Below are 23,528 nucleotides of genomic sequence, written 5' to 3'. Positions count from 1 at the left end.
TCGTTCGGATAAATTTGCATCAAAAGCGTTCAAAAGAGCACGTTATTTCTACAGTTCTTTGAATTTATCTGCGAAAAGAGCCACTTTTTCCCAATTGGTGTATTCCACTTCTTTGGTCGTATCGGTTTCGCCCCCTGTCATCGACATAATGAACTTAATCATAGTTTTGTCGAACCAACCATAACGAGGATAATAAAGAGCACCAGCAAAAACACCAATTAAGATTGGTTTCCAAGGCGACTTGGTCAGGAACTTACGAATGTAAGCGCTACCCTCTGGCGTATCTTTTCCTTGGTCTTCTTTGCGAGCAGTTAGGTTTACGCAGAAAAATGCCACTTTACTTTGTTCAAGTTGATTGAGGTTTCGCTCAATAAACTGGTACAGCTTCTTATTAAGATGACCATAACGAATAGAGGCTCCAATCAATACTCTGTCGTATTGGCTGAAATCAATCGTCTCTACACTATGTAAATCCACCAGCTCGCAATCGAACTCTAATAGCTGCTCATCTATATAGTGGAGAATTTTTTTAGTCTGCCCTTCTCGGGAAGAATATAGAAATAATGCTTTTGCCACAATTTCCCCTTAACTGCGCCAAAACGTCGGCGTAAGTAAAATAAGTAAGGTAAAGATTTCCAAACGACCAAACAGCATAGAAACAATCAATACCCATTTTGCTTTGTCATTAACATCACCAAAGTGAAGTGCTACTTCCCCTAAGCCAGGACCGAGGTTGTTCAGAGTCGCAGCTACCGCCGAGAACGCACTTAGTTCATCCATGCCAGTCGCAATCAACCCCAGCATACAAACCACAAATACGAGCGCGTACGCAGAGAAGAATCCCCAAACCGCATCAACAACACGCTGCGGTAGCGCACTGCCACCCACTTTGATGGTGTACACCGCACGAGGGTGCACCAAACGCTTCAGCTTACGAGCACCTTGTAAGGTCAGTAGCAGAATACGGATCACTTTCATGCCACCACCAGTCGAACCAGCACAACCACCGATGAAAGAAGAGAACAATAACAACACTGGCAAGAACAACGGCCAATCAGCAAAGCCGGTTGTAGTAAAACCTGCAGTAGTAGAGATTGACACAGTTTGGAACAAGGCTTGGTCGAAGGCATCATAAGGAGAGTCATACGAGTGATGATTCAATAATAATAAGAAGCAAACCAAGAACAGAACCACTTGAATAAAGATAAACGCGCGAAACTCTGGGTCTTTCCAATAGTATTTAGGATGCACGCCACCAGACGCAAACGCGGCAAAGTGCAAAGAATAGTTACATGCCGAGATTAACAAGAAGACAACGGTAATCATGTTAATGGCATAACTATCGAAATAGCCCATGCTGGCATCGTGCGTAGAGAAACCACCGATGGCAATAGTGGAGAAGCTATGACTAATGGCATCAAACGGCGTCATGCCTGCTAGCCAAAATGCTACGGCACATGCGATAGTCAAACTCAAGTAGATGTACCACAGTGCTTTTGCTGTCTCAGCAATACGTGGGGTCATCTTAGTATCTTTTACTGGTCCTGGTATTTCAGCTCTATACAGCTGCATACCACCGATACCAAGAACAGGAAGAATGGCTACCGCCAATACGATGATACCCATACCGCCAAACCACTGTAGAAGTTGGCGATAAAAGAGAATCGCTTTTGGCAACTCGTCGAGCCCGACGATCACCGTCGCACCTGTTGTCGTTAAAGCAGAGAAGGACTCAAAAAAAGCGTCAGTCACAGATACATTGGGGTTATCTGAGATCAGAAAAGGGATAGAGCCAGCACTGCCAAGTACAGTCCAGAAAAGAACAACAATAAGGAAGCCATCACGCGCTTTAAGCTCGTGTTTGTGCCTGCGGTTTGGGAACCAACAGATCCCACCGCATACAAGAAGTACGAAGAAAGTCGTGACAAAAGGTACACCCGCACCATCTCGATAGATAAGCGCAACTAGCGCAGGCGCGAGCATTGTGACACTAAAAAGTGCGAGCAATAGCCCGACGATTCGAATAATTGAACGAAATTGCATGGATTGATTGACTAGCGAAGCTGTCCCTGTGGCTTCCTATTTTTCATTATTGTCCGTCTAGTGGGGTGACAATTGCCTTTGCACCACTTTTGTTGATGATAGCTTGGGTAAACGCGCTCACTTCACGTAGCTCAATTTCCACCACTAATACCACCTGATCGCTGTATTCAGCATCCACTTCAACCGCACCAAACTGGGGCATAAGCGACTGTGCGATAGGCATAAACCCATAGTCTAACTCTAGTCGGAGTTTTGTGGTTATTTTTTTCTCAATTGTTTGAAGCAGCTTGAGCGCTTGTTGCACGCCGCCACCATAGGCTTTGACCAAACCACCTGTACCAAGCTTAATGCCGCCAGAATATCGAGTCACTACAGCGGTAATCTCTCCAACTCCAGAGCCAGACAGCTGAGCAAGGATTGGTTTACCTGCTGTCCCTGAAGGTTCTCCATCATCACTAAAGCCCCACTTCATCGAATCTTCTGGTCGACCAGCAACAAATCCCCAGCAGTTGTGTCTTGCATCAGCATGCTTGGTTTTGATCTGCTCAACGAATGCTTTCGCCGCTTCCACGCTTGGCGTATGTGCTAAGTAAGTAATAAAGACACTCTTTTTGATCTCTTCTTCAAATTGAGCAGGCTGAGCAGGAATCAGATAAGGCAGGTCATTCATAGGATTAAGTCACTTTTCTCTTTGTCTAAAGTCTATCACGAGAGGTAATTGTGAGTCGCATAAGATCTGCCTTAGTGCACAATGTTAAACACTTGTTTAAAAAATGTATTGAAATTAACCAGTCCGAAGTCCAAACTAACTTCACTGGTCTAACCAGAACAATAAATAAAACGACTTTCCTCTATATCTATTTGCTGCCCTACAGGCGCTCAGCCCGCATCAAATTGGTATACAGACAATCCAAGATTGTATGTCATGGAGATAGACAATGATTTACCAAGCCGAAACCCTACAGGTAAAGGAAGTACAAGATGGTATTGCAGAACTAAGCTTCTGCTCTCCAAAATCCGTTAACAAACTCGACCTAGCGACACTAGAGTCACTCGACAAAGCCCTTGATGCACTAAAAGCGCACCAAGGACTGAAGGGCTTGATGCTCACCTCAGATAAAGACGCGTTCATTGTTGGCGCTGATATCACCGAATTCTTAGGTCTTTTCGCTAAGACAGACGCTGAACTCGATCAGTGGCTACAATTTGCTAACAGCATCTTCAATAAGCTGGAAGACTTGCCTGTCCCAACTATCTCGGTACTAAAAGGCCACACGTTAGGTGGCGGCTGTGAATGCGTACTTGCAACTGACATGAGAATTGGTGACAAGACCACCAGCATAGGTCTACCAGAAACAAAACTGGGCATCATGCCGGGCTTTGGTGGTTGTGTGCGTCTGCCACGAGTTATCGGTGCCGATAGTGCGATGGAAGTGATCACTCAAGGAAAAGCGTGTCGTGCGGATGAAGCGTTAAAGATTGGTCTTCTGGATGCGGTTGTTGATACCGACACACTTTACGAGTCAGCACTCAAGACACTGACCTCGGCAATCAACGAGAAGTTGGACTGGCAAGCTCGTCGCAAGCAAAAGACATCACCTCTAACGCTAAGTAAGCTTGAATCAATGATGAGCTTCACCATGGCGAAGGGTCTGGTGGCACAAAAAGCGGGTCCTCACTACCCCGCTCCAATGACAGCCGTTATTACTATTGAAGAAGGCGCTCGTTTCGCTCGTAACGAAGCACTCGACATTGAACGTAAGCACTTCGTAAAACTGGCTAAGTCTGAAGAAGCAAAATCACTGGTTGGCTTGTTCCTCAACGACCAATACATCAAAGGGCTTGCTAAAAAATCAGCGAAGTCAGCGAGTAAAGACACGCAACGTGCGGCTGTGCTTGGTGCGGGCATTATGGGCGGCGGCATCGCCTACCAATCTGCATTAAAAGGCGTACCGGTGTTAATGAAAGACATCGCGCAACCTTCACTCGATTTAGGCATGACTGAAGCATCTAAGCTGCTAAATAAACGCTTATCTCGTGGTCGCATTGATGGCTTTAAGATGGCTGGTATTTTAGCGTCTATCACACCAAGCCTACATTACGCAGGCATTGAAGAATCAGACGTGATTGTTGAAGCCGTAGTAGAAAACCCGAAAGTAAAAGCAGCAGTTTTGAGTGAAGTCGAATCGCATGTCGGTGACGATACCGTTATTACCTCAAACACCTCGACAATTCCTATCAACCTGTTGGCAAAATCGCTAAAACGCCCAGAAAACTTCTGTGGCATGCACTTTTTCAACCCAGTGCACCGCATGCCTCTTGTTGAGATCATCCGTGGTGAACATACCTCTGATGAAACCATCAATCGCGTTGTTGCGTACGCAGCGAAAATGGGCAAATCACCAATTGTCGTTAATGACTGCCCTGGGTTCTTTGTAAACCGCGTATTGTTCCCATACTTTGGTGGCTTCAGCATGCTACTTCGCGATGGTGCTGACTTTACGAAAATCGACAAAATTATGGAACGTAAGTTTGGCTGGCCGATGGGACCTGCATACTTGCTCGATGTTGTTGGTATTGATACTGCTCACCACGCACAAGCCGTTATGGCACAAGGCTTCCCTGAGCGTATGGGCAAACAAGGTCGTGACGCAATAGATGTACTGTTCGAAGCAGATAAATACGGCCAGAAGAATGGCAATGGCTTCTACAGCTACACCATTGATAGAAAAGGTAAGCCTAAGAAAACCTTCTCTGAAGAAATCTTGCCGGTGCTCGCAGACGTTTGTGCCGATAAACAGGACTTTGACGAACAAACCATCATTCAACGTATGATGATTCCAATGATCAACGAAGTGGTACTGTGTCTACAAGAAGGCATCATTGCCACTCCACAAGAAGCGGATATGGCACTGGTTTACGGTCTTGGCTTCCCTCCATTCCGCGGTGGCGTATTCCGCTACCTAGATAGCGTAGGTATTGCTGAGTTTGTTGCAATGGCAAAACAATACTCAGAGCTTGGTGCTATGTACCAAGTACCACAGATGCTGATTGATATGGCGGCGAAAGGTGAAAGCTTTTACGGTGCACAACAGCAAGGTTCTATCTAAGGAGGGATTCTAAAATGACTAATCAAACAAGAAATGTTGTCGTAGTCGATTGTCTACGTACTCCAATGGGTCGCTCTAAAGGTGGTGCTTTCCGTCATACGCGAGCAGAAGATCTATCTGCGCGCCTAATGAAAGGTATTCTTGCACGTAACCCACAAGTAAACCCAAGCGAGATTGAAGATATCTACTGGGGCTGTGTACAACAAACCCTAGAGCAAGGCTTTAACGTGGCACGTAATGCGGCGCTACTTGCTGGTCTACCAATTGAGATTGGCGCCGTGACGGTTAACCGCTTGTGTGGTTCATCAATGCAAGCGCTTCACGATGGTACACGTGCCATCATGACGGGTGACGCTGAAATCTGCCTAATTGGTGGTGTTGAGCACATGGGACATGTACCAATGAACCACGGTGTGGACTTCCACCCAGGTATGTCCAAGACAGTTGCAAAAGCAGCAGGCATGATGGGCTTAACCGCTGAAATGCTTGGTAAGCTGCATGGCATTAGCCGTAAGCAACAAGACGAGTTTGCTGCGCGTTCCCATGCTCGTGCACATGCTGCAACCGTAGAGGGTCGTTTTAGAAACGAAATCCTACCAATTGAAGGACATGCGGCTGACGGCACGCTGTTCACTCTAGATTACGATGAAGTCATTCGCCCTGAAACATCCGTTGAAGGTCTATCTCAACTTCGTCCTGTTTTCGACCCAGCCAACGGCACAGTAACAGCCGGTACATCATCGGCGCTGTCTGATGGTGCATCAGCGATGTTGATCATGAGTGAAGAGAAAGCTAATGAACTTGGCTTGAAGATTCGAGCACGCATTAAAGGTATGGCCATTGCGGGCTGCGATCCTTCAATCATGGGTTACGGTCCAGTACCTGCGACACAAAAAGCGCTCAAGCGTGCTGGTCTTTCAATTGAAGACATGGACGTGGTTGAGCTAAACGAAGCATTTGCCGCGCAGTCTCTACCATGTGCTAAAGACTTGGGTCTGCTTGATGTTATGGATGAGAAGGTCAACCTTAACGGTGGTGCAATTGCATTGGGTCACCCGCTTGGTTGTTCTGGCTCACGTATCTCAACGACGTTAATCAACCTAATGGAAGCGAAAGATGCGAAATACGGTCTCGCAACCATGTGTATTGGTTTAGGTCAGGGTATTGCGACTGTATTTGAACGACCATAGTCTGTTTAAGAAACGCTAGGTTGTAGTGATCAATTCAACAGTCACGAGCAAATGAACCAATACTGAAATTTTTTAGTATTACACTTAAGGGCGACATCTGATGTCGCCCTTTGTTTTACGCTAAACATTGCTTACATGCACAAAAAGCATACATTAAATGCTCAAGTTTCATTTTATTCATAGACAAAGAAGACATACACTTAGCAGCAGTTGATATCTTGCTGCATGTGACCCAGAGTCACGCTACCGCACAATCGGAGAACCTTATGTTTAATGCTCTAGTTCTAAATCAAGAAGACAAACGTACTATCGCTAGCATCGAGAAAATCGATGAAACACAACTGCCTGAAGGCAACGTTCTGATTGACGTTGATTACTCATCGTTGAACTACAAAGACGGTCTTGCAATTACAGGTAAAGGTAAAATCATCCGTAACTTCCCGATGGTGCCGGGTATTGACCTAGCAGGTACGGTAGTAAGCTCAGAAGACGACCGCTACCAAGCAGGCGACAAAGTTGTTCTTACTGGTTGGGGTGTGGGTGAAAACCATTGGGGCGGTATGTCTCAACGTGCTCGTCTAAAAGCGGATTGGCTAGTACCACTACCAAAAGGTCTGGACAGCAAGAAAGCCATGATGGTTGGTACTGCTGGTTTCACTGGCATGCTGTGTGTTCAAGCACTGCTTGATGCAGGCATCAAACCTGAAAACGGTGAAATCCTAGTAACCGGCGCAAGTGGCGGTGTAGGCTCAGTAGCTGTGACGCTTCTAGCACAGCTTGGCTACAAAGTGGCAGCCGTGACAGGTCGTGTTGAACAAAATGGTCCGCTACTAGAAAAGCTAGGAGCTAGCCGCATCATCGACCGTGTTGAGTTTGAAGAACCAGCACGTCCGCTTGAAAAGCAAGTATGGGCAGGTGCGGTTGATACCGTAGGCAGCAAAGTGCTAGCAAAAGTATTGGCGCAAATGGATTACAACAGTGCAGTCGCAGCTTGTGGTCTTGCAGGTGGCTTCGATCTACCGACGACAGTGATGCCATTCATTCTACGTAACGTTCGTCTACAAGGTGTGGATTCTGTTTCATGCCCATTTGAAAAACGTACTGCAGCATGGGAAAAATTGGTAGAACTACTACCAGACAGCTACTTCGAGCAAGCTTGTACTGAAGTAGAGCTAGCAGAAGCACCAAAATACGCTGAAGACATCACAAACGGTCAAGTAACTGGTCGTGTGGTTATCAAGTTATAAGCGTTAACTCTTCGATAGAATAAACAAAGCCGGGTCATTGCCCGGCTTTTTGCTATTTCGATTTTTGGAAAAATCAGTCCAACCCCATATCTTCAATTCGTTTAGCAATAAGACGACTACATTCTTCACGAACTACTGCACGCAACCATTCTTGAGCGGGAGAGTGTTCGCAACGTGCGTGCCAAATCATCGAATATTCAAACGGCGTGAATTGGAATGGTAATGGCTTCACTACTAAGTCATAGCGATCAGCAACCAAGTACGCTAAATCGGCAGGCACGGTAATAATAATTGGCAGAGTATCAACGATCGCCAGCGCCGCTTCCAAGTGATAAGCGCGTAATACCATCTGACGTTGCGGCTTCTCCACGAGCGCTTGTTCAATCAGCGCTTTAACCCCATCACTAATGGCAATCATGGCATGCGGATGACTGAGATAATCATCCAGACTCATCTCTTTCTCAGCTAGCGGGTGCTGCTTAGATAGCATACACAACACACCAACTCGCCCTAACACTTCACTGCGTAATGGCTCCACTGGACCTGTTGGACGACAAATCGCTAAGTCCGCGCCTTCATATGTTAATTGATCAGATAAGCGGTCGTGTTGCAGCGGCAAGAAGTTAAACGACACATTCGGTGCTTCTTGATAGATACGCGGCAACGCGAAGGGCAGAATGGTTTGCATCGCGTAATCAGTTGTCGCGATATTAAACGTCTGATCGCAACTGCGTGGATCAAACTCACGTGGAGAAAGCAATTGGCGTAGTGACTCCAAAGGCTCACCCAAAGAACGATCAATTTCTAACGCTTTTTGAGTTGGGATCAAGTGCTGACCTTGACGAGTAAACAGTGGGTCACCAAGCAGATCACGTAAACGCCCTAGCACACGACTCATTGCCGATTGGCTTAAATTGAGGCGAGTTGCTGCTTTACTGACACTGCTCTCTTCAATCAGCACACGTAATGCGACCAATAAATTCAGGTCTCGACGATAGATGTCTTCTAATTCCACGATTTGCCACTTAACATGTAGGGGATTTAGGTAAATTGTACTCTTCAGGCAAAAAAAATCCCGCCTTTCAGCGGGGAAGCCCAAGAAAAATGGGGATAGTGTCGGAATGAAGTGTCGTTAAACTTGGTGAGCGGTATATCAGTAGGTTCCGATTACAGCAAGAAGCGCTAATTTTCTTGCTCTGATGCACCTGACCATTTGTGCATCTCAATCCAAATCCCAATAATCGTTGCACTCATGCCTACAAGAGGCATCAATGAGGTTTCACCTGGCGTCCTAAGTACCAATGCACAGAACGAGATAAAACATAAAACCGAATAGATGGTTAGTCTGTCTAACGCTGTTAACATCGTCTCTCCTTGCCAGTTGTTACCAAATTGTTAATTTAAGGTAAATCAAAAAATTCGGTTTGCCAAGTGGTTATTGAATATTTTTTCAACGAAAGTAAAATTCAACGCTCAGTTAGTTACGAGAATCACACTATGAGCTTTAATCCTGAACTGGCGACCAAGACATTAGAGGCGGAAGGATTACGCTGCCCAGAGCCAGTGATGATGGTCAGGAAGACAATTCGAAACATGCAAGATGGTGAGGTATTGCTAGTTAAAGCAGACGACCCATCCACAACTCGAGATATCCCGAGTTTCTGTCGATTTATGGATCACCAGCTGATTGCGGCACAAACGGAACAGCTTCCATACCAGTACCTGATCAAGAAAGGTTTGGAATAATCTCAGCAAGATCAAAAACGGCAGCCCAATTGGCTGCCGTTTGTTTATTCATCGTATTCTAGTGTGCGAACTTCAGATTGTAGCTTGTTCAGTTGCTTTCTCATTGCACGCATCTCTTCATGCATCGGAATAATATGCGCGACCCGAATCCAAGCCTCTACTGTTAGACCAGTAAGGATGAAGGTCCCTGCAACAATCGGCAACCACATATCGGTCAACACCATTGCCAATAAGCACAGCGCTAAACCAAAGGTGAATAAATAACTCTGACTCTTTGGGGTCATCCCCATGTAACGTGTAAGCATAACCTTGCCCTCTCGCTATCATTCACACCATTAAAGTACCATGACAAGTATGACACTAATATGTCATCCGTCACGGTCCTGAATGATTTTGAACCAGAGTTTGAACTCATGCATCACTTCACTAATTATTGATAATTAACACGATTTATCTTTAAGATGATCAGAAAAATGCTGCACCAATAGCAAGGGCAATAAATAGGAAAGCGGTCACCTTACGAATCAATCCTAAAGGCATCTTATCCGCCGATAGCTTGCCGATTAAAACCACGGGAACATTGGCAAGCAACATGCCGATCGTGGTACCAAGAATCACCCAACTCAATGCATCTGCGTATTGCGCACCCAAGATAGAAGTTGCAATCTGAGTCTTGTCGCCAATCTCCGCAACGAAGAAAGCAATAAAACTCGCAATGAATGGACCACGGTTGGAGATCTGTTCGTCATCATCCAGTTTATCTGGGATCAGCACCCAAGCCGCCATGGCGACAAAACTAACCACCAGCACCCATTTTAAAACCTCAGGCGAAAGGTAATCTGCCACAACCACACCTAACCATGCAGCCAAAGCGTGGTTGGCAATGGTTGCCAAAAAGATTGCGGCAATAATAGGGATTGGCTTGCGGTAACGACTGGCAAGTAATAGAGATAGCAATTGGGTCTTATCGCCAATTTCTGCTAACGCTACAGTAGTAATTGAAATAGCTAAAACGCTCACGACATGCTCATTGGGGCGGGATAATTATTTTTAACCTAAGACAAATCTCACGCCCCACCCCGGTTCATGATGATTTGTCTAAGGTCTTGCTAAACTCATCGGGTTGATGAGTCTCGAACGCCATGGTGATTTTGCACCAATTATGTTGACGAACGAACCAGATGAAATAGGCATTTCATCGAGTAAGCTACTCCCCAAAGACAGGCGCAATTCTAGCCACCTTTGCTCATCACCTCAAGAGTGAAAGCCAGTGAAAACTCCCTTTTAGGAAAAATTCAGCAGATAAAGCGGTAAAAATCCATTAAAGGAGAAAATTGCCCACGAATTAATCAAGATTAGCTCTACTCCCATGCTCAATATCTGGGTATACTTGATTGTTATTTTATTCAACCGTAATTACTTTGAATCGCTATTGTTGAGGCTATAAAACCCAGCAAAAGAGACGAATTCACAAGTAATAAGAGAATCGCGCGAACCTGACTTATGCAAAAATACGATATCAAAACCTTCCAGGGAATGATCCTCGCGCTGCAGGATTATTGGGCTCAAAATGGTTGTACCATTGTTCAACCGCTAGATATGGAAGTGGGTGCGGGCACCTCTCATCCAATGACATGTCTACGAGCACTTGGCCCAGAGCCAATGTCTACAGCTTACGTACAACCTTCACGTCGTCCTACCGATGGTCGTTACGGTGAAAACCCTAACCGTCTACAGCACTACTACCAATTCCAAGTAGCGCTAAAACCATCACCAGACAATATCCAAGAGTTGTACCTAGGTTCTCTAGAAGTACTTGGTATTGACCCACTTGTTCACGACATCCGTTTCGTAGAAGACAACTGGGAAAACCCAACACTAGGCGCATGGGGTCTAGGCTGGGAAGTTTGGCTAAACGGCATGGAAGTGACTCAGTTTACTTACTTCCAACAAGTTGGCGGTCTTGAGTGTAAGCCAGTCACTGGTGAGATCACTTACGGTATCGAACGTCTAGCAATGTACATCCAAGAAGTAGACTCTGTTTACGACCTAGTTTGGAACATCGCACCAGACGGCAGCAAAGTGACTTACGGTGACATCTTCCACCAAAACGAAGTAGAGCAATCGACTTACAACTTCGAGCACGCAGACGTTGACTTCCTATTTGGTTTCTTCGAACAGTGCGAAAAAGAGTGTAAAGAGCTGCTTGAGCTTGAAAAGCCACTGCCACTACCTGCTTATGAGCGTATCCTAAAAGCTGGTCACGCATTCAACCTACTAGACGCACGTAAAGCGATCTCAGTAACTGAACGCCAACGTTACATCCTACGCATCCGCAACCTGACGAAAGCAGTTGCAGAAGCATACTACGCATCGCGTGAAGCTCTTGGCTTCCCAATGTGTAAGAAAGAACAAGCGTAAGGGGTAGAGTAACATGGCAAAAGAATTTCTAATCGAGCTAGGTACAGAAGAGCTACCACCAACGCAACTTCGCACTCTAGCTGAAGCATTCGCAGCAAACTTCGAAGCAGAACTAAAAGGCGCTGAGCTTGCTCATGAAGGCGTAAAATGGTTCGCGGCACCTCGTCGTCTTGCACTTAAAGTAACAGCACTAGCAGACAGCCAGTCTGACAAAGTTGTTGAAAAACGTGGTCCTGCGGTTTCTGCTGCGTTTGACGCGGAAGGCAACCCAACAAAAGCGGCTCAAGGCTGGGCACGCGGTTGTGGCATCACGGTTGACCAAGCAGAGCGCATGGTAACAGACAAAGGTGAATGGCTACTGTTCAAACAAGAAGTGAAAGGTCAGCCAACGTCTGAGATCGTAGTTGAACTTGCAGCGAAAGCACTAGCAAACCTACCTATCGCAAAACCAATGCGCTGGGGTAACAAAACGACTCAATTTATCCGTCCAGTTAAGACGCTAACCATGCTAATGGGCAGCGACCTAATCGAAGGCGAGATCCTTGGTGTCGCTTCAGACCGCACTATCCGTGGTCACCGCTTCATGGGTGAGCAAGAGTTCACTATCGATTCTGCTGAACAATACCCTGCGATCTTAGAAGAGCGCGGTAAAGTAATGGCAGATTACGAAGCGCGTAAAGCAATCATCCTAGCTGACGCACAAAAAGCAGCAGCAGCGGTTGGCGGTATCGCTGACCTAGAAGATGACCTAGTAGAAGAAGTAACGTCTCTGGTTGAATGGCCAGTGGTACTAACAGCGAAGTTTGAAGAAGAGTTCCTAAAAGTACCTTCTGAAGCGTTGGTTTACACCATGAAAGGTGACCAAAAATACTTCCCTGTTTACGACGAAAACAAGAAGCTACTACCTAACTTCATCTTCGTATCGAACATCGAATCAAAAGAGCCTCGTTACGTAATCGAAGGTAACGAGAAAGTGGTTCGTCCTCGTCTTGCTGACGCAGAGTTCTTCTTCAACACAGACCGTAAGCGTCCGCTTATCGACCGTCTGCCTGAACTAGAGCAAGCGATCTTCCAAAAGCAACTGGGTACGATCAAAGACAAAACAGACCGCATCACAGAACTTGCTGGCTACATTGCTGAGCAAATCGGTGCTGACGTTGAGAAATCAAAGCGTGCTGGCCTACTAGCAAAATGTGACCTAATGACCTCAATGGTATTCGAATTCACGGATACTCAAGGTGTTATGGGTATGCACTATGCTCGTCACGACGGTGAAGCAGAAGAAGTTGCAGTAGCACTGAACGAGCAATACATGCCTCGTTTCGCAGGTGATGAACTGCCATCAAACGGTGTTTCAACTGCAGTTGCAATGGCAGACAAGCTAGACACTATCGTAGGTATCTTCGGTATTGGTCAAGCACCTAAAGGCAGCGACCCATTCGCACTACGCCGCGCATCTCTAGGTGTACTACGTATCATCGTTGAATACGGCTACAACCTAGATCTTGTTGACCTAGTAGCGAAAGCGAAGTCACTGTTTGGCGACCGCCTAACCAACGACAACGTTGAACAAGACGTTATCGAGTTCATGCTTGGTCGTTTCCGTGCTTGGTACCAAGACGAAGGCTTCAGCGTAGACATCATTCAAGCGGTTCTAGCGCGTCGTCCGACGAAACCAGCAGACTTCGACCAACGTGTTAAAGCGGTTTCTCACTTCCGTGAACTAGAAGCAGCAGAGTCTCTAGCAGCAGCGAACAAACGTGTAGGTAACATCCTAGCGAAATTCGACGGCGAACTAGCAGCAGACATCGACCTAGCACTTCTACAAGAAGACGCAGAGAAAGCACTAGCAGAAAGCGTTGAAGTAATGACGGAAGCGCTTGAGCCAGCATTTGCTACAGGTAACTACCAAGAAGCCCTAAGCAAGCTAGCTGACCTACGTGAACCAGTTGATGCGTTCTTTGATAACGTAATGGTAATGGCAGACGACGAAGCACTTAAGAAGAACCGTCTGACACTACTGAACAACCTGCGTAACCTGTTCCTACAGATCGCAGACATTTCTTTGCTTCAAAAGTAATTCATTACTCTTAGAAGTGATTAAGAAATAAGTAAAAGGGAAGCAGATGCTTCCCTTTTTTGTTGCCTTCAAACCGATGAAGGTGACGCTTATTATTCATTTTGTGAACAAGACTAAAATTTGTAGGGTGAGACGCGTTTAACTTGTTGGTGTAGAGCTCGGATTGTAGAGGCACAGTTTTGCTATAACTGGACTGTTTATTCGGGGGAAGGACACAATGAAAAAAACAATTCTCGCACTCTCTATCGGTCTACTGAGCGCCTGCAGCCAGATTCCAGAAAATGCCATCGTATTAAGCGTTGGTGATGACACCGCTGTTTTTGAAGAAAACTCACAAGGCTTACTTATCGCCGAGCAAAAACTCGAAAAAGGCAGTTATACCTTTACCATTGCTGACAGCAAGCAAAGCTGTGGCAGTAGCTTTGCCCTAGCAGAAGAAGATCGCATCAAGTTCAATCGTCCATTAAAAATGGATAACTGCGCCACTGATGCACAAATGCCGCTGCGCATCTTCAAAGCCAATACCTATCAATTTACGCTCAATCCAACCACCAACGAGCTGACGGTCAAAATCAAACCAAAGCTGAGTCAGGACATCACCTACTCTTGCCCTGTCGCAACTGACGCGCCAAAAACCATCAACGTTGCTCAAACCTTTAATGATGGCACTGTCGTTCGTGATGCCTTAACCGGACAAGAAGCCACAGTCGCCAATGGCAGCGTCACCATGCAACCGGGTCCTATGAGCCAAGGTCTATTGCTGCTAGAAGAAGTTGAACAGCAAGCCGATAAACCGTTCAGTTGGGATAACGCAACGGTGTACTTCGTCATGACTGACCGCTTCTACAATGGCAACCCAGACAACGACAACAGCTACGGTCGCAGCAAAGACGGAAAATATGAGATTGGTACCTTCCACGGTGGTGACTTAGCGGGTCTAACGAAAAAACTCGATTACATCGAATCACTTGGTGTGAATGCTATCTGGATAACTTCACCACTGGAACAGATCCACGGCTGGGTTGGCGGCGGCGATAAAGGCGACTTTAAGCACTATGGCTACCACGGCTACTATCACCAAGATTGGACCAAGCTTGATGCCAACATGGGTACCGAAGATGAACTCAGAACCTTCGTCGATACTGCCCACAAGAAAGGCATTCGCGTGATTTGGGATGTAGTCATGAACCACACAGGTTATGCGACATTAGCAGACATGCAGGAATTCGGATTTGGTCAGCTTTACCTTGATGACCAAGAAGCCAAAGAAGTCCTTGGTGAAAAATGGACCGACTGGCAGCCAAAATCAGGACAAAGCTGGCACAGCTTCAACGACTACATCAAATACGGTGATAGCGAAGCGTGGGATAAATGGTGGGGCAAAGATTGGATCCGCACCGACATTGGTGACTACGATGCTCCGGGCTACAACGACATCACCATGTCTTTGAACTACCTACCGGATCTCAAAACCGAATCGACTCAGAAAACCGGATTACCAAACTTCTTCCGCAATAAAGACACCAATGCGCAAGATGAGCTGCAAACCCCACGTGAACACCTGATTACCTGGTTATCCGATTGGGTGCGCGACTACGGCATTGACGGCTTCCGTGTCGACACCGCTAAACACGTTGAAATGGAAGCGTGGGCAGAGTTGAAAGCCAGCACCACTCAAGCGCTTGCCCAGTGGAAGCAAAACAACCCAGACAAAGCCTTGGATGACCTACCTTTTTGGATGACGGGTGAAGTGTGGGCACACAGCGTAGTGAAGAGCCCGTATTTCGATAACGGCTTCGATTCCATCATCAACTTCGAGTTCCAATCTGATGTAGCACCAAAAGCGCTGAAGTGTTTCGCTCAACTTGATAATGATTACCGCCGCTATGCAGAGCGCATCAATACCGATCCTGAGTTCAACGTGTTGAGCTACCTATCTTCACACGACACACAGCTGTTCTGGTCAGCACGCAGCCGCAGCTTTGATGACCAAGCTCGTGCCGCAAATGCACTGATGCTGGCTCCAGGTGCAGTACAGATCTATTACGGTGATGAGATAGCTCGTGATTTTGGCATTACTGGTTCAGATGCTCACCAAGGCACACGCTCAGATATGCCATGGGATAAGATTCATGGCGAGCGTGAAGATCTACTGCAACATTGGCAAAAGTTGGGTGAATTCCGTAAACGCCACCCAGCGGTTGCTCAAGGTAAGCACATCACTCGCAATCAAGAAGGTTACTACGCGTTCGAACGCCAATACCAAGACGATAAGGTGCTGATTATTTACACCGGTGAGTAAATCACACTCTCTCCACCAGCAAGGGAAGCATAAGCTTCCCTTTTTTATTGCTCTTTTTGCCTTTTTATCTCGTACCTCTGGTCTGATGACACACTTTTTTCTTTTTCGGCTTAATTCACACTTTGCGTTAATTACGCATTGAGGTAAGGTCAAGGATTACTCGATAAGCCGATAAAACATCGGCACAAACATATACAAAGCAATCACAATGAATTAGGTATAACGACAAATGCAGTTCTCAAAGTTTGGTGAAAAATTTAATCAGTATTCAGGTATCACGCAGTTAATGGACGATTTGAATGATGGTCTGCGCACACCAGGTGCCATCATGCTCGGTGGAGGTAACCCAGCCGCCATTCCTGCCATGCTCGATTACTTTCGCCAAGCCAGTGAGGAAATGCTCGCCAGTGGGGAGCTCGTCGCCGCCCTCGCCAACTACGATGGTCCGCAGGGCAAAGACGCGTTCGTTAAAGCGTTGGCTCAGTTATTCCGTGAAACATATGGCTGGGATATTTCTGAGAAAAACATCAGCCTAACTAACGGCAGCCAAAGTGGCTTTTTCTACTTGTTCAACTTGTTGGCAGGTAAACAGCCAGACGGTTCGCACAAGAAAGTGCTACTGCCTATCGCGCCTGAGTACATCGGTTATGGTGACGCAGGCATTGATGAAGATATCTTTGTCTCTTACCACCCAGAGATCGAACTGTTGGATAACGGTCTGTTTAAATACCACGTCGATTTTGAGCAGCTAACCGTCGATGACTCTGTTGCGGCAATCTGCGCGTCTCGCCCAACCAATCCAACAGGTAACGTACTGACAGACGAAGAAGTACGTAAACTGGACAAACTAGCACGTGAGAACAACATTCCGCTAATCATCGATAACGCCTACGGTCTGCCGTTCCCAAATATCATCTTTGAAGATGTCGAGCCGTTCTGGAATGAAAACACCATCCTGTGCATGAGCCTATCTAAACTTGGCTTGCCGGGCGTGCGTTGTGGGATTGTGATTGCGAGTGAAGAAATCACTCAAGCATTAACCAATATGAACGGCATCATCAGCCTAGCTCCAGGCAGTGTTGGTCCTGCGTTGGCAAACCACATTATTGGTAAAGGCGATCTGCTAAAACTGAGCTCAGAGGTGATTAAGCCGTTCTACAAACAGAAGTCGCAACGTGCGGTTGAACTGCTCCAAGAAGCGATTACCGATGAACGCTTCCGTATTCACAAACCAGAAGGCGCTATCTTCTTGTGGCTATGGTTTGATGAACTGCCAATTTCGACAATGGAACTGTACCAACGCTTGAAAGCGCGTGGGGTCTTGATTGTTCCGGGTGAATACTTCTTTATTGGTCAGAAAGACGAGTGGGATCATGCACACCAATGCTTGCGTATGAACTACGTTCAAGACGATGAGATGATGCAAAAAGGCATTGCGATTATCGCAGAAGAAGTGGAAAAGGCTTACCGCGAAGGTAAATAGACCGATTAAACTCAGCCGTTCTTCTCTTTGAAATTACGGCTTTGAAATAGCGGATTTGAAAACCCCAAACTAAAAAGAGCGCCCTTTTCCATAATGGAAGGCGCTCTTTCTCATTCTATAACCGTGTGGTTAACTGCAGTGTCATCAGCTGATTAGCTGTTTTCAATCAGGTTGTTGCCACCGATAGCAATCTTACGTGGTTGCATCGCTTCTGGAATTTCACGAACTAAATCGATATGAAGTAGACCGTTTTCCATTGATGCACCAACGACTTTTACGTAATCCGCAAGTTGGAATTTACGTTCAAAATCGCGCTCTGCAATGCCTTGGTAAACGTAGTTTTTACCTTCTTCTGCTTTACGCTCGCCCTTCACGATCAACATGTTTTCGTTTTGAGTCAAATCGAGCTGATCTTCAGCAAAGCCAGCGACTGCCATAGTAATACGGTAGTTGTGCTCGTCTTTTTGCTCGATGTTGTATGGAGGGTAACCGCCAGAAGTGTTTTTCGCAGAGCTTGCTTCCATCAGGTTAAACAGACGGTCGAAGCCAATTGCATTACGGTATAGTGGTGAGAAATCTACATTACGCATAATCTATCCTCTTTTAAGCAATAGTCTTAGCCCAGATGAGGGTCATCCACGTGGCGCATTTATGCAAGAAAACGCCGAGCTAAGGGATCCGATGATTCATTCCTCTGACCTACTCTTTAGGTGCGGGGACATGATGTCGAATCTAGGGTCAAGTTGTGTGCTAATACTGAGTATCCTCTCTTGAGCGATCTCGTTTAGCGATTCCAGAGGCGCTGTTCTTCTCTTGTTGAGCAAGTTAGCCATCCCTCTTCATAACTAGATATAAGGTCGAAAAATGGGCTTTCAAGGGCTACGGTGAAAATATTTTAGATCCCCGACTCGATCGTTCCTCCCTCTCGAAGATGACGTCCTAACATACTAATAATGAAAAGCGCCACTTACATCCACTCTTTCCTTAAATGTAGAGTTTCAAAGCCAAGCTTCCCCGCCTCCATAGAGTGCAGCCCATTCTTGTGTCTCGTTTCTTTTATCTGGTTTCTCTCCACTCAATAAAAAAGCACCACCCGAAGGCAGTGCTTTTAAAATTCTATCAAAAGAAATTTAGATTCGTTTTTCCGCAGGGGGATATGCTTAGTTCTAGGAGAAGGCGCGCAGCATACAAGTGTATGTGAGCATCTTCGACAACGAAATCAGCATATCCAGCAAAGGAAAAATAGTCTAAACGTCTAGGTTTGCTACTTTCAGCGCGTTCTCTTCAATGAAGTTACGACGCGGCTCAACTTGGTCACCCATTAGCGTTGTGAACAATTGGTCTGCGCCTACCGCATCTTCAATGGTTACTTGCATCATGCGACGTGTCTCTGGGTCCATTGTGGTTTCCCAAAGCTGATCTGGGTTCATCTCACCTAGACCTTTGTAGCGCTGTAGGCTTAGACCACGACGCGACTCTTTGATTAGCCACTCAAGTGCCGCTGCAAAGCTTGATACCGGCTGAGTACGCTCACCACGTTTGATGTAAGCGCCTTCTTCTAGCAGACCGTCTAGCGCTTCAGATAGATCCGCTAGTTTGCCGTACTCTTTCGAGTTCAGTAGGTCGATGCTTAGTGCGTAGTCATGAGTCACACCGTGAGTACGTACGATGATCTTAGGTAGGTTTAGACCTAGCTCTTCGTGTTGCTCAACTTCGAAGCTGTATTGGCTTGCGCCTACTTCTTTCGCGTTTAGCTGCTCAACAAGCTGTTTTGTCCACGCTTCTACTGCTGCAGCATTGTGACATTGCTCTGCCGTTAGACGCGGCGTGTAAATTAGCTCATGAACTAGTGCGCTTGGGTAGCGGCGGCTCATGCGATCCGCTAGCTTGATACCAGCGTTGTATTGCTGAACTAGCTTCTCTAGCGCTTCGCCTGCCAATGCTGGTGCTTCTGCGTTTACGTGTAGCGATGCGTTATCAAGTGCCAAAGCAACTTGGTATTGGTTCATCGCATCTTCGTCTTTGATGTACTGCTCTTGTTTGCCTTTCTTCACTTTGTAAAGCGGTGGCTGAGCAATGTACACATAGCCACGCTCGATAAGCTCTGGCATTTGACGGTAGAAGAAGGTCAACAGTAGCGTACGGATGTGCGAACCATCGACGTCAGCATCGGTCATGATGATGATGTTGTGGTAACGCAGTTTATCCGGGTTGTACTCATCACGACCGATACCACAGCCTAGTGCAGTGATCAGCGTTGCTACTTCTTGAGAAGAAAGCATCTTGTCGAAACGCGCTTTTTCTACGTTAAGAATCTTACCTTTTAGCGGTAGGATTGCTTGGTTCTTACGGTTACGGCCTTGTTTTGCGGAGCCGCCTGCCGAATCACCCTCCACTATGTATAGTTCAGAGAGTGCTGGATCTTTTTCCTGACAGTCTGCAAGTTTGCCTGGCAGACCAGCTAGGTCTAGTGCGCCTTTACGACGAGTCATTTCACGAGCTTTACGCGCCGCTTCACGAGCACGAGCTGCATCGATGATTTTCGAACAAACCATCTTCGCTTCTGCCGGGTTCTCAATTAGGAACTCAGACAGTTTCTCACCCATTGCTGATTCAACCGCTGACTTCACTTCAGAAGAAACCAGTTTGTCTTTAGTTTGGCTTGAGAACTTAGGATCAGGCACTTTAACCGAAACAACCGCAGTTAGACCTTCACGCGCGTCATCACCAGAAGTTGCTGTTTTCGCTTTCTTAGAGAAGCCTTCTTTGTCCATGAAAGAGTTCAGTGTACGCGTTAGTGCTGCACGGAAACCGGCAAGGTGAGTACCACCGTCGCGTTGTGGGATGTTGTTAGTGAAACAGTAGATGTTCTCTTGGAAACCGTCATTCCACTGCATCGCCACTTCTACCGAGATACCATCTTCGCGCTCAAAGTCGAAGTGGAAGATTTTCTCGATGATTGGTGTTTTGTTGGTGTTTAGGTGCTCAACAAACGCTTGGATACCACCTTCAAACATGAAGTGGTCGCTCTTGTCTGCTTCGCGCTCATCAACCAGTTTGATTGAAACACCAGAGTTCAGGAAAGAAAGTTCACGTAGACGCTTCGCTAGGATGTCGTAGTGAAATTCTGTGTTCGAGAATGTTTCTGCACTTGGCCAGAAACGGATTTGTGTACCAGTTTGGTCAGTATCACCAATTACTGCTAGTGGCGCTTGAGGCTCACCATGATGGTAAGTTTGCGTATGGATATGACCGCCGCGGTGGATAGTCAGAACCACTTTCTCAGACAGTGCGTTTACTACTGAAACACCTACGCCGTGTAGACCGCCTGATACTTTGTATGAGTTATCATCGAACTTACCACCAGCATGAAGTACCGTCATGATAACTTCTGCAGCAGATACTTTTTCTTCTGGGTGCATTTCTGTTGGAATGCCACGACCATCATCCGTAACTGAAACCGAGTTGTCCTCATGAATTGTCACAACGATGTCTTTACAGTGACCTGCCAACGCTTCATCAATTGAGTTATCCACCACCTCGAAGACCATGTGGTGAAGACCAGTGCCGTCGTCCGTGTCGCCGATGTACATACCTGGACGCTTACGTACCGCATCCAGACCCTTCAGTACCTTAATACTCGATGAATCGTAATTTTCAGACATGAGTTTCTCTCTTCTAGTTTTACTCTATCCTGCCATGTTCCACATGAAACAATTTGCCCGTATCGTCCAACATATCGGCGATTTGGCTTTCAGTGATAGAGCTTACAAATACTTGTGCGCCCGTCTCTTTCAAGCAGTCAGCTAGACGCTTGCGACGTTGGCTGTCTAATTCCGACGCAAAGTCGTCAATTAGGTAAATACATTGTTTTCCGGTCATTTCGGTAAGGTGTTGCCCCTGCGCCACACGCAAAGCACACACCATGAGTTTTAATTGACCGCGTGACAAAACGTCTTCAACTGGCGTTCCATTCACTTTAATGCGCAAATCAGCTTTATTTGGACCACTAAAGGTGTAACCCAATGACTGATCACGCTCGAAATTTTTTTCTAGTATCTCATGATAAGGGGTGTCTTTGTCCCAACCACGATAATACTTTAATTGGATCTCAAATTCTGGCAAAAACGTCTGACAGATAGTTTCCGCTACGCTTTTCATCTGTTCGATGTATAGTGCTCGCCATTGACTGATGTTTTCAGCCAAATGTGCCATCTCTTGATCCCAATAACTGAGTTCACGATAACTTCTGGCCGTTTTAAGCAGAGCATTGCGTTGCTTGTTAAGACGCTTGAAACGCCCCCATGCATCATAAAAAGCAGGCTCGGTGTGAAACACACCCCAGTCGATGAATGCACGACGATGTTTTGGACCATCCGTTAGTAGATCAAATCCTTCTGGATGTATCAACTGTAAAGGCAAAACTTGTGCAAGTTGCGCCAGTTTTTGTCCAGATTGACCGCCTATTTTAACCTCTGTTGAGCCATCACGCTGCTTATTAATGCCGATAGGTAGCTCAAATTGATCCGAGTTCAAAAAACGACCATGAACAAACAGCTCATCGCACTCATTTTGGATAACTCGACCGGTCAACGAACTCTTGAAAGAGCGACCATGCCCGAGCAAGTAAATGGCTTCTAAAACACTGGTTTTACCGCTGCCGTTCGGTCCAATAAGAAAGTTAAAGCCTGCTGATAGGTCAATATCACAGGCTTTAATGTTTCGAAACTGCTGAATGATGAGGCGAGAAAGTGGCATTCAGATGACTTACAGACGAATTGGCATCACCACGTACATTGCACTATCGTCGTCTGCGTTTTCAATCAACGCACTGGCGTTGGCATCCGACATCGACACACGCACATTGTCACAACGCAGTGTATTAAGTACATCAAGCACGTAGCTTACGTTAAAGCCGATCTCGATAGCGTCACCTTCAAAGGTCACGTCTAGCATTTCTTCTGCTTCTTCTTGCTCTGGGTTGTTAGCAGTAATGCGCATTTCACTACCCGCAAGATTCACACGAACACCACGGAATTTTTCATTAGAAAGAATAGCTGCACGTGAGAAGGCTTGACGTAACTCATCACAACTTGCTTCTAGCGTTTTGTTGGTGCTTTGCGGCAATACGCGGCGATAATCAGGGAAACGACCATCAACCAGCTTAGAAGTGAAGATAAAGTTGTTCACTTCTGCACGTACATTTGAGCTGCCAATTTGTAGTACGACAGGCTGTTCTGGCGCATCCATCAGTTTAACAAGCTCTTGTACCCCCTTGCGAGGCACGATAATTTGCTTTTGCGCAAAATCTGCACCGAGCTGAGTTTGAGATACTGCCATACGGTGACCATCGGTTGCCACGCTGCGTAGCGTCGTACCGTCGATTTCAAACAACATGCCGTTTAGGTAGTAACGAACGTCTTGGTTCGCCATAGAGAATTGTGTTTTTTCAATCAGCGTACGTAGATCAGACTGAGTTAGTGAAACTTCTACTTCACTCTGCCAATCTTCAATGTTTGGGAAATCGTTCGCTGGAAGTGTTGCCAGTGAGAAACGGCTACGACCAGAACGTACCTGTACGCGATCGCCTTCTAATACGAAGGTAATGATGGAGTCATCAGGTAGACCACGACAGATATCAAGAAACTTACGAGAAGGAACGGTAATGCTGCCTGCTTCAAAATCCCCTTCTAGAGTCACTTTGCTCACCAATTCCACTTCCAAATCGGTCGCGGTCATGGATAACACGTTATCTTCTACTTTAAGCAGTAGGTTACCCAGAATTGGTAGGGTTGGTCGACCACCTAATGCGCCCGAAACCTGTTGTAGCGGTTTGATTAAATGACTACGTTCAATAGTAAATTTCATGCTTGGCTCTTTACGCTGTCAGCTCAATTAATGATTTG

The 23,528-nt window shown here is 46.2% G+C and carries 19 protein-coding genes; 8 read left to right on the top strand and 11 right to left on the bottom strand.

The features are described from left to right. Positions 1 to 48: 48 nt before the first annotated feature. The 3 genes from hemG to VHA02S_RS14690 are packed head-to-tail and all read right to left on the bottom strand — an operon-like array spanning position 49 to position 2,713. A complete protein-coding gene (gene hemG / locus VHA02S_RS14700) occupies positions 49 to 576 on the bottom strand; it encodes a menaquinone-dependent protoporphyrinogen IX dehydrogenase (RefSeq protein ID WP_005451088.1) in 528 nt (175 codons plus the stop codon). 9 nt (positions 577 to 585) lie between these two features. Continuing rightward, positions 586 to 2,043, bottom strand: a complete 1,458-nt coding sequence (locus VHA02S_RS14695) for a TrkH family potassium uptake protein (protein WP_038897958.1) — start codon at positions 2,041 to 2,043, stop codon at positions 586 to 588. A 46-nt stretch (positions 2,044 to 2,089) separates the two neighbouring features. Next, the gene (locus VHA02S_RS14690) at positions 2,090 to 2,713 is read right to left on the bottom strand and encodes a YigZ family protein (RefSeq protein ID WP_005440863.1); all 624 of its coding nucleotides are present in this window, start codon (positions 2,711 to 2,713) and stop codon (positions 2,090 to 2,092) included. A gap of 268 nt (positions 2,714 to 2,981) precedes the next feature. Between VHA02S_RS14690 and fadB the strand changes: the two genes are divergently transcribed. The 3 genes from fadB to acuI all read left to right on the top strand — a co-directional run bounded on the left by fadB (position 2,982) and on the right by acuI (position 7,590). Then, positions 2,982 to 5,153, top strand: a complete 2,172-nt coding sequence (gene fadB / locus VHA02S_RS14685; protein WP_038897959.1) for a fatty acid oxidation complex subunit alpha FadB — start codon at positions 2,982 to 2,984, stop codon at positions 5,151 to 5,153. A gap of 14 nt (positions 5,154 to 5,167) precedes the next feature. Continuing rightward, positions 5,168 to 6,343, top strand: a complete 1,176-nt coding sequence (gene fadA, locus VHA02S_RS14680) for an acetyl-CoA C-acyltransferase FadA (RefSeq protein ID WP_038897960.1) — start codon at positions 5,168 to 5,170, stop codon at positions 6,341 to 6,343. Positions 6,344 to 6,609: 266 nt separating this feature from the next. Then, complete coding sequence (acuI, locus tag VHA02S_RS14675) at positions 6,610 to 7,590, top strand: acrylyl-CoA reductase (NADPH) (protein WP_038897961.1); 981 nt, start codon at positions 6,610 to 6,612, stop codon at positions 7,588 to 7,590. A 73-nt stretch (positions 7,591 to 7,663) separates the two neighbouring features. Here acuI and VHA02S_RS14670 read toward each other — a convergent pair whose 3' ends face one another. Continuing rightward, entirely contained in the window at positions 7,664 to 8,605 is a 942-nt protein-coding gene (locus tag VHA02S_RS14670) for a LysR family transcriptional regulator (RefSeq protein ID WP_009699107.1), read from the bottom strand. Between the two features lie 167 nt (positions 8,606 to 8,772). Next, complete coding sequence (locus VHA02S_RS14665; RefSeq protein WP_005426049.1) at positions 8,773 to 8,955, bottom strand: hypothetical protein; 183 nt, start codon at positions 8,953 to 8,955, stop codon at positions 8,773 to 8,775. A gap of 132 nt (positions 8,956 to 9,087) precedes the next feature. Between VHA02S_RS14665 and tusA the strand changes: the two genes are divergently transcribed. Next, on the top strand, positions 9,088 to 9,336 hold the full coding sequence (tusA, locus tag VHA02S_RS14660; RefSeq protein ID WP_005426051.1) for a sulfurtransferase TusA: 249 nt from the start codon (positions 9,088 to 9,090) through the stop codon (positions 9,334 to 9,336). 44 nt (positions 9,337 to 9,380) lie between these two features. Here the strand turns inward: tusA and VHA02S_RS14655 are convergent, their stop codons facing one another. Together VHA02S_RS14655 and VHA02S_RS14650 are read right to left on the bottom strand one after the other, a co-directional pair. Further along, the gene (locus VHA02S_RS14655) at positions 9,381 to 9,641 is read right to left on the bottom strand and encodes a hypothetical protein (RefSeq protein WP_005451077.1); all 261 of its coding nucleotides are present in this window, start codon (positions 9,639 to 9,641) and stop codon (positions 9,381 to 9,383) included. 160 nt (positions 9,642 to 9,801) lie between these two features. Next, a complete protein-coding gene (locus tag VHA02S_RS14650) occupies positions 9,802 to 10,356 on the bottom strand; it encodes a TMEM165/GDT1 family protein (RefSeq protein ID WP_005451076.1) in 555 nt (184 codons plus the stop codon). 483 nt (positions 10,357 to 10,839) lie between these two features. Between VHA02S_RS14650 and glyQ the strand changes: the two genes are divergently transcribed. The 4 genes from glyQ to VHA02S_RS14630 all read left to right on the top strand — a co-directional run bounded on the left by glyQ (position 10,840) and on the right by VHA02S_RS14630 (position 17,622). Then, the gene (gene glyQ / locus VHA02S_RS14645) at positions 10,840 to 11,757 is read left to right on the top strand and encodes a glycine--tRNA ligase subunit alpha (protein WP_005451074.1); all 918 of its coding nucleotides are present in this window, start codon (positions 10,840 to 10,842) and stop codon (positions 11,755 to 11,757) included. A gap of 13 nt (positions 11,758 to 11,770) precedes the next feature. Continuing rightward, the gene (gene glyS / locus VHA02S_RS14640; protein ID WP_038897962.1) at positions 11,771 to 13,837 is read left to right on the top strand and encodes a glycine--tRNA ligase subunit beta; all 2,067 of its coding nucleotides are present in this window, start codon (positions 11,771 to 11,773) and stop codon (positions 13,835 to 13,837) included. Between the two features lie 217 nt (positions 13,838 to 14,054). Then, complete coding sequence (locus VHA02S_RS14635) at positions 14,055 to 16,139, top strand: alpha-amylase (protein WP_038897963.1); 2,085 nt, start codon at positions 14,055 to 14,057, stop codon at positions 16,137 to 16,139. 229 nt (positions 16,140 to 16,368) lie between these two features. Continuing rightward, entirely contained in the window at positions 16,369 to 17,622 is a 1,254-nt protein-coding gene (locus VHA02S_RS14630; protein ID WP_038897964.1) for a valine--pyruvate transaminase, read from the top strand. Between the two features lie 152 nt (positions 17,623 to 17,774). Here VHA02S_RS14630 and VHA02S_RS14625 read toward each other — a convergent pair whose 3' ends face one another. The 4 genes from VHA02S_RS14625 to dnaN all read right to left on the bottom strand — a co-directional run bounded on the left by VHA02S_RS14625 (position 17,775) and on the right by dnaN (position 23,490). Beyond that, positions 17,775 to 18,212 carry an Hsp20 family protein gene (locus VHA02S_RS14625; RefSeq protein WP_005426066.1) on the bottom strand — a complete coding sequence of 146 codons (438 nt, stop codon included), beginning with the start codon at positions 18,210 to 18,212 and terminating at the stop codon, positions 17,775 to 17,777. A gap of 657 nt (positions 18,213 to 18,869) precedes the next feature. Continuing rightward, positions 18,870 to 21,287 (bottom strand): DNA topoisomerase (ATP-hydrolyzing) subunit B, encoded by a 2,418-nt coding sequence (gene gyrB / locus VHA02S_RS14620; RefSeq protein ID WP_038897965.1) that lies wholly within the window; start codon positions 21,285 to 21,287, stop codon positions 18,870 to 18,872. A gap of 19 nt (positions 21,288 to 21,306) precedes the next feature. Next, complete coding sequence (gene recF, locus VHA02S_RS14615) at positions 21,307 to 22,380, bottom strand: DNA replication/repair protein RecF (protein WP_009703686.1); 1,074 nt, start codon at positions 22,378 to 22,380, stop codon at positions 21,307 to 21,309. Between the two features lie 9 nt (positions 22,381 to 22,389). Further along, positions 22,390 to 23,490: a DNA polymerase III subunit beta gene (gene dnaN, locus VHA02S_RS14610; protein WP_005451063.1), complete on the bottom strand. Its 1,101-nt coding sequence runs from the start codon at positions 23,488 to 23,490 to the stop codon at positions 22,390 to 22,392. Positions 23,491 to 23,528: the final 38 nt, after the last annotated feature.

The organism is Vibrio harveyi NBRC 15634 = ATCC 14126 = KCTC 12724, assembly GCF_001591145.1.
Classification (GTDB): Bacteria; Pseudomonadota; Gammaproteobacteria; order Enterobacterales; family Vibrionaceae; genus Vibrio; species Vibrio harveyi.
This window is presented reverse-complemented; position numbering and strand designations above follow the sequence as displayed.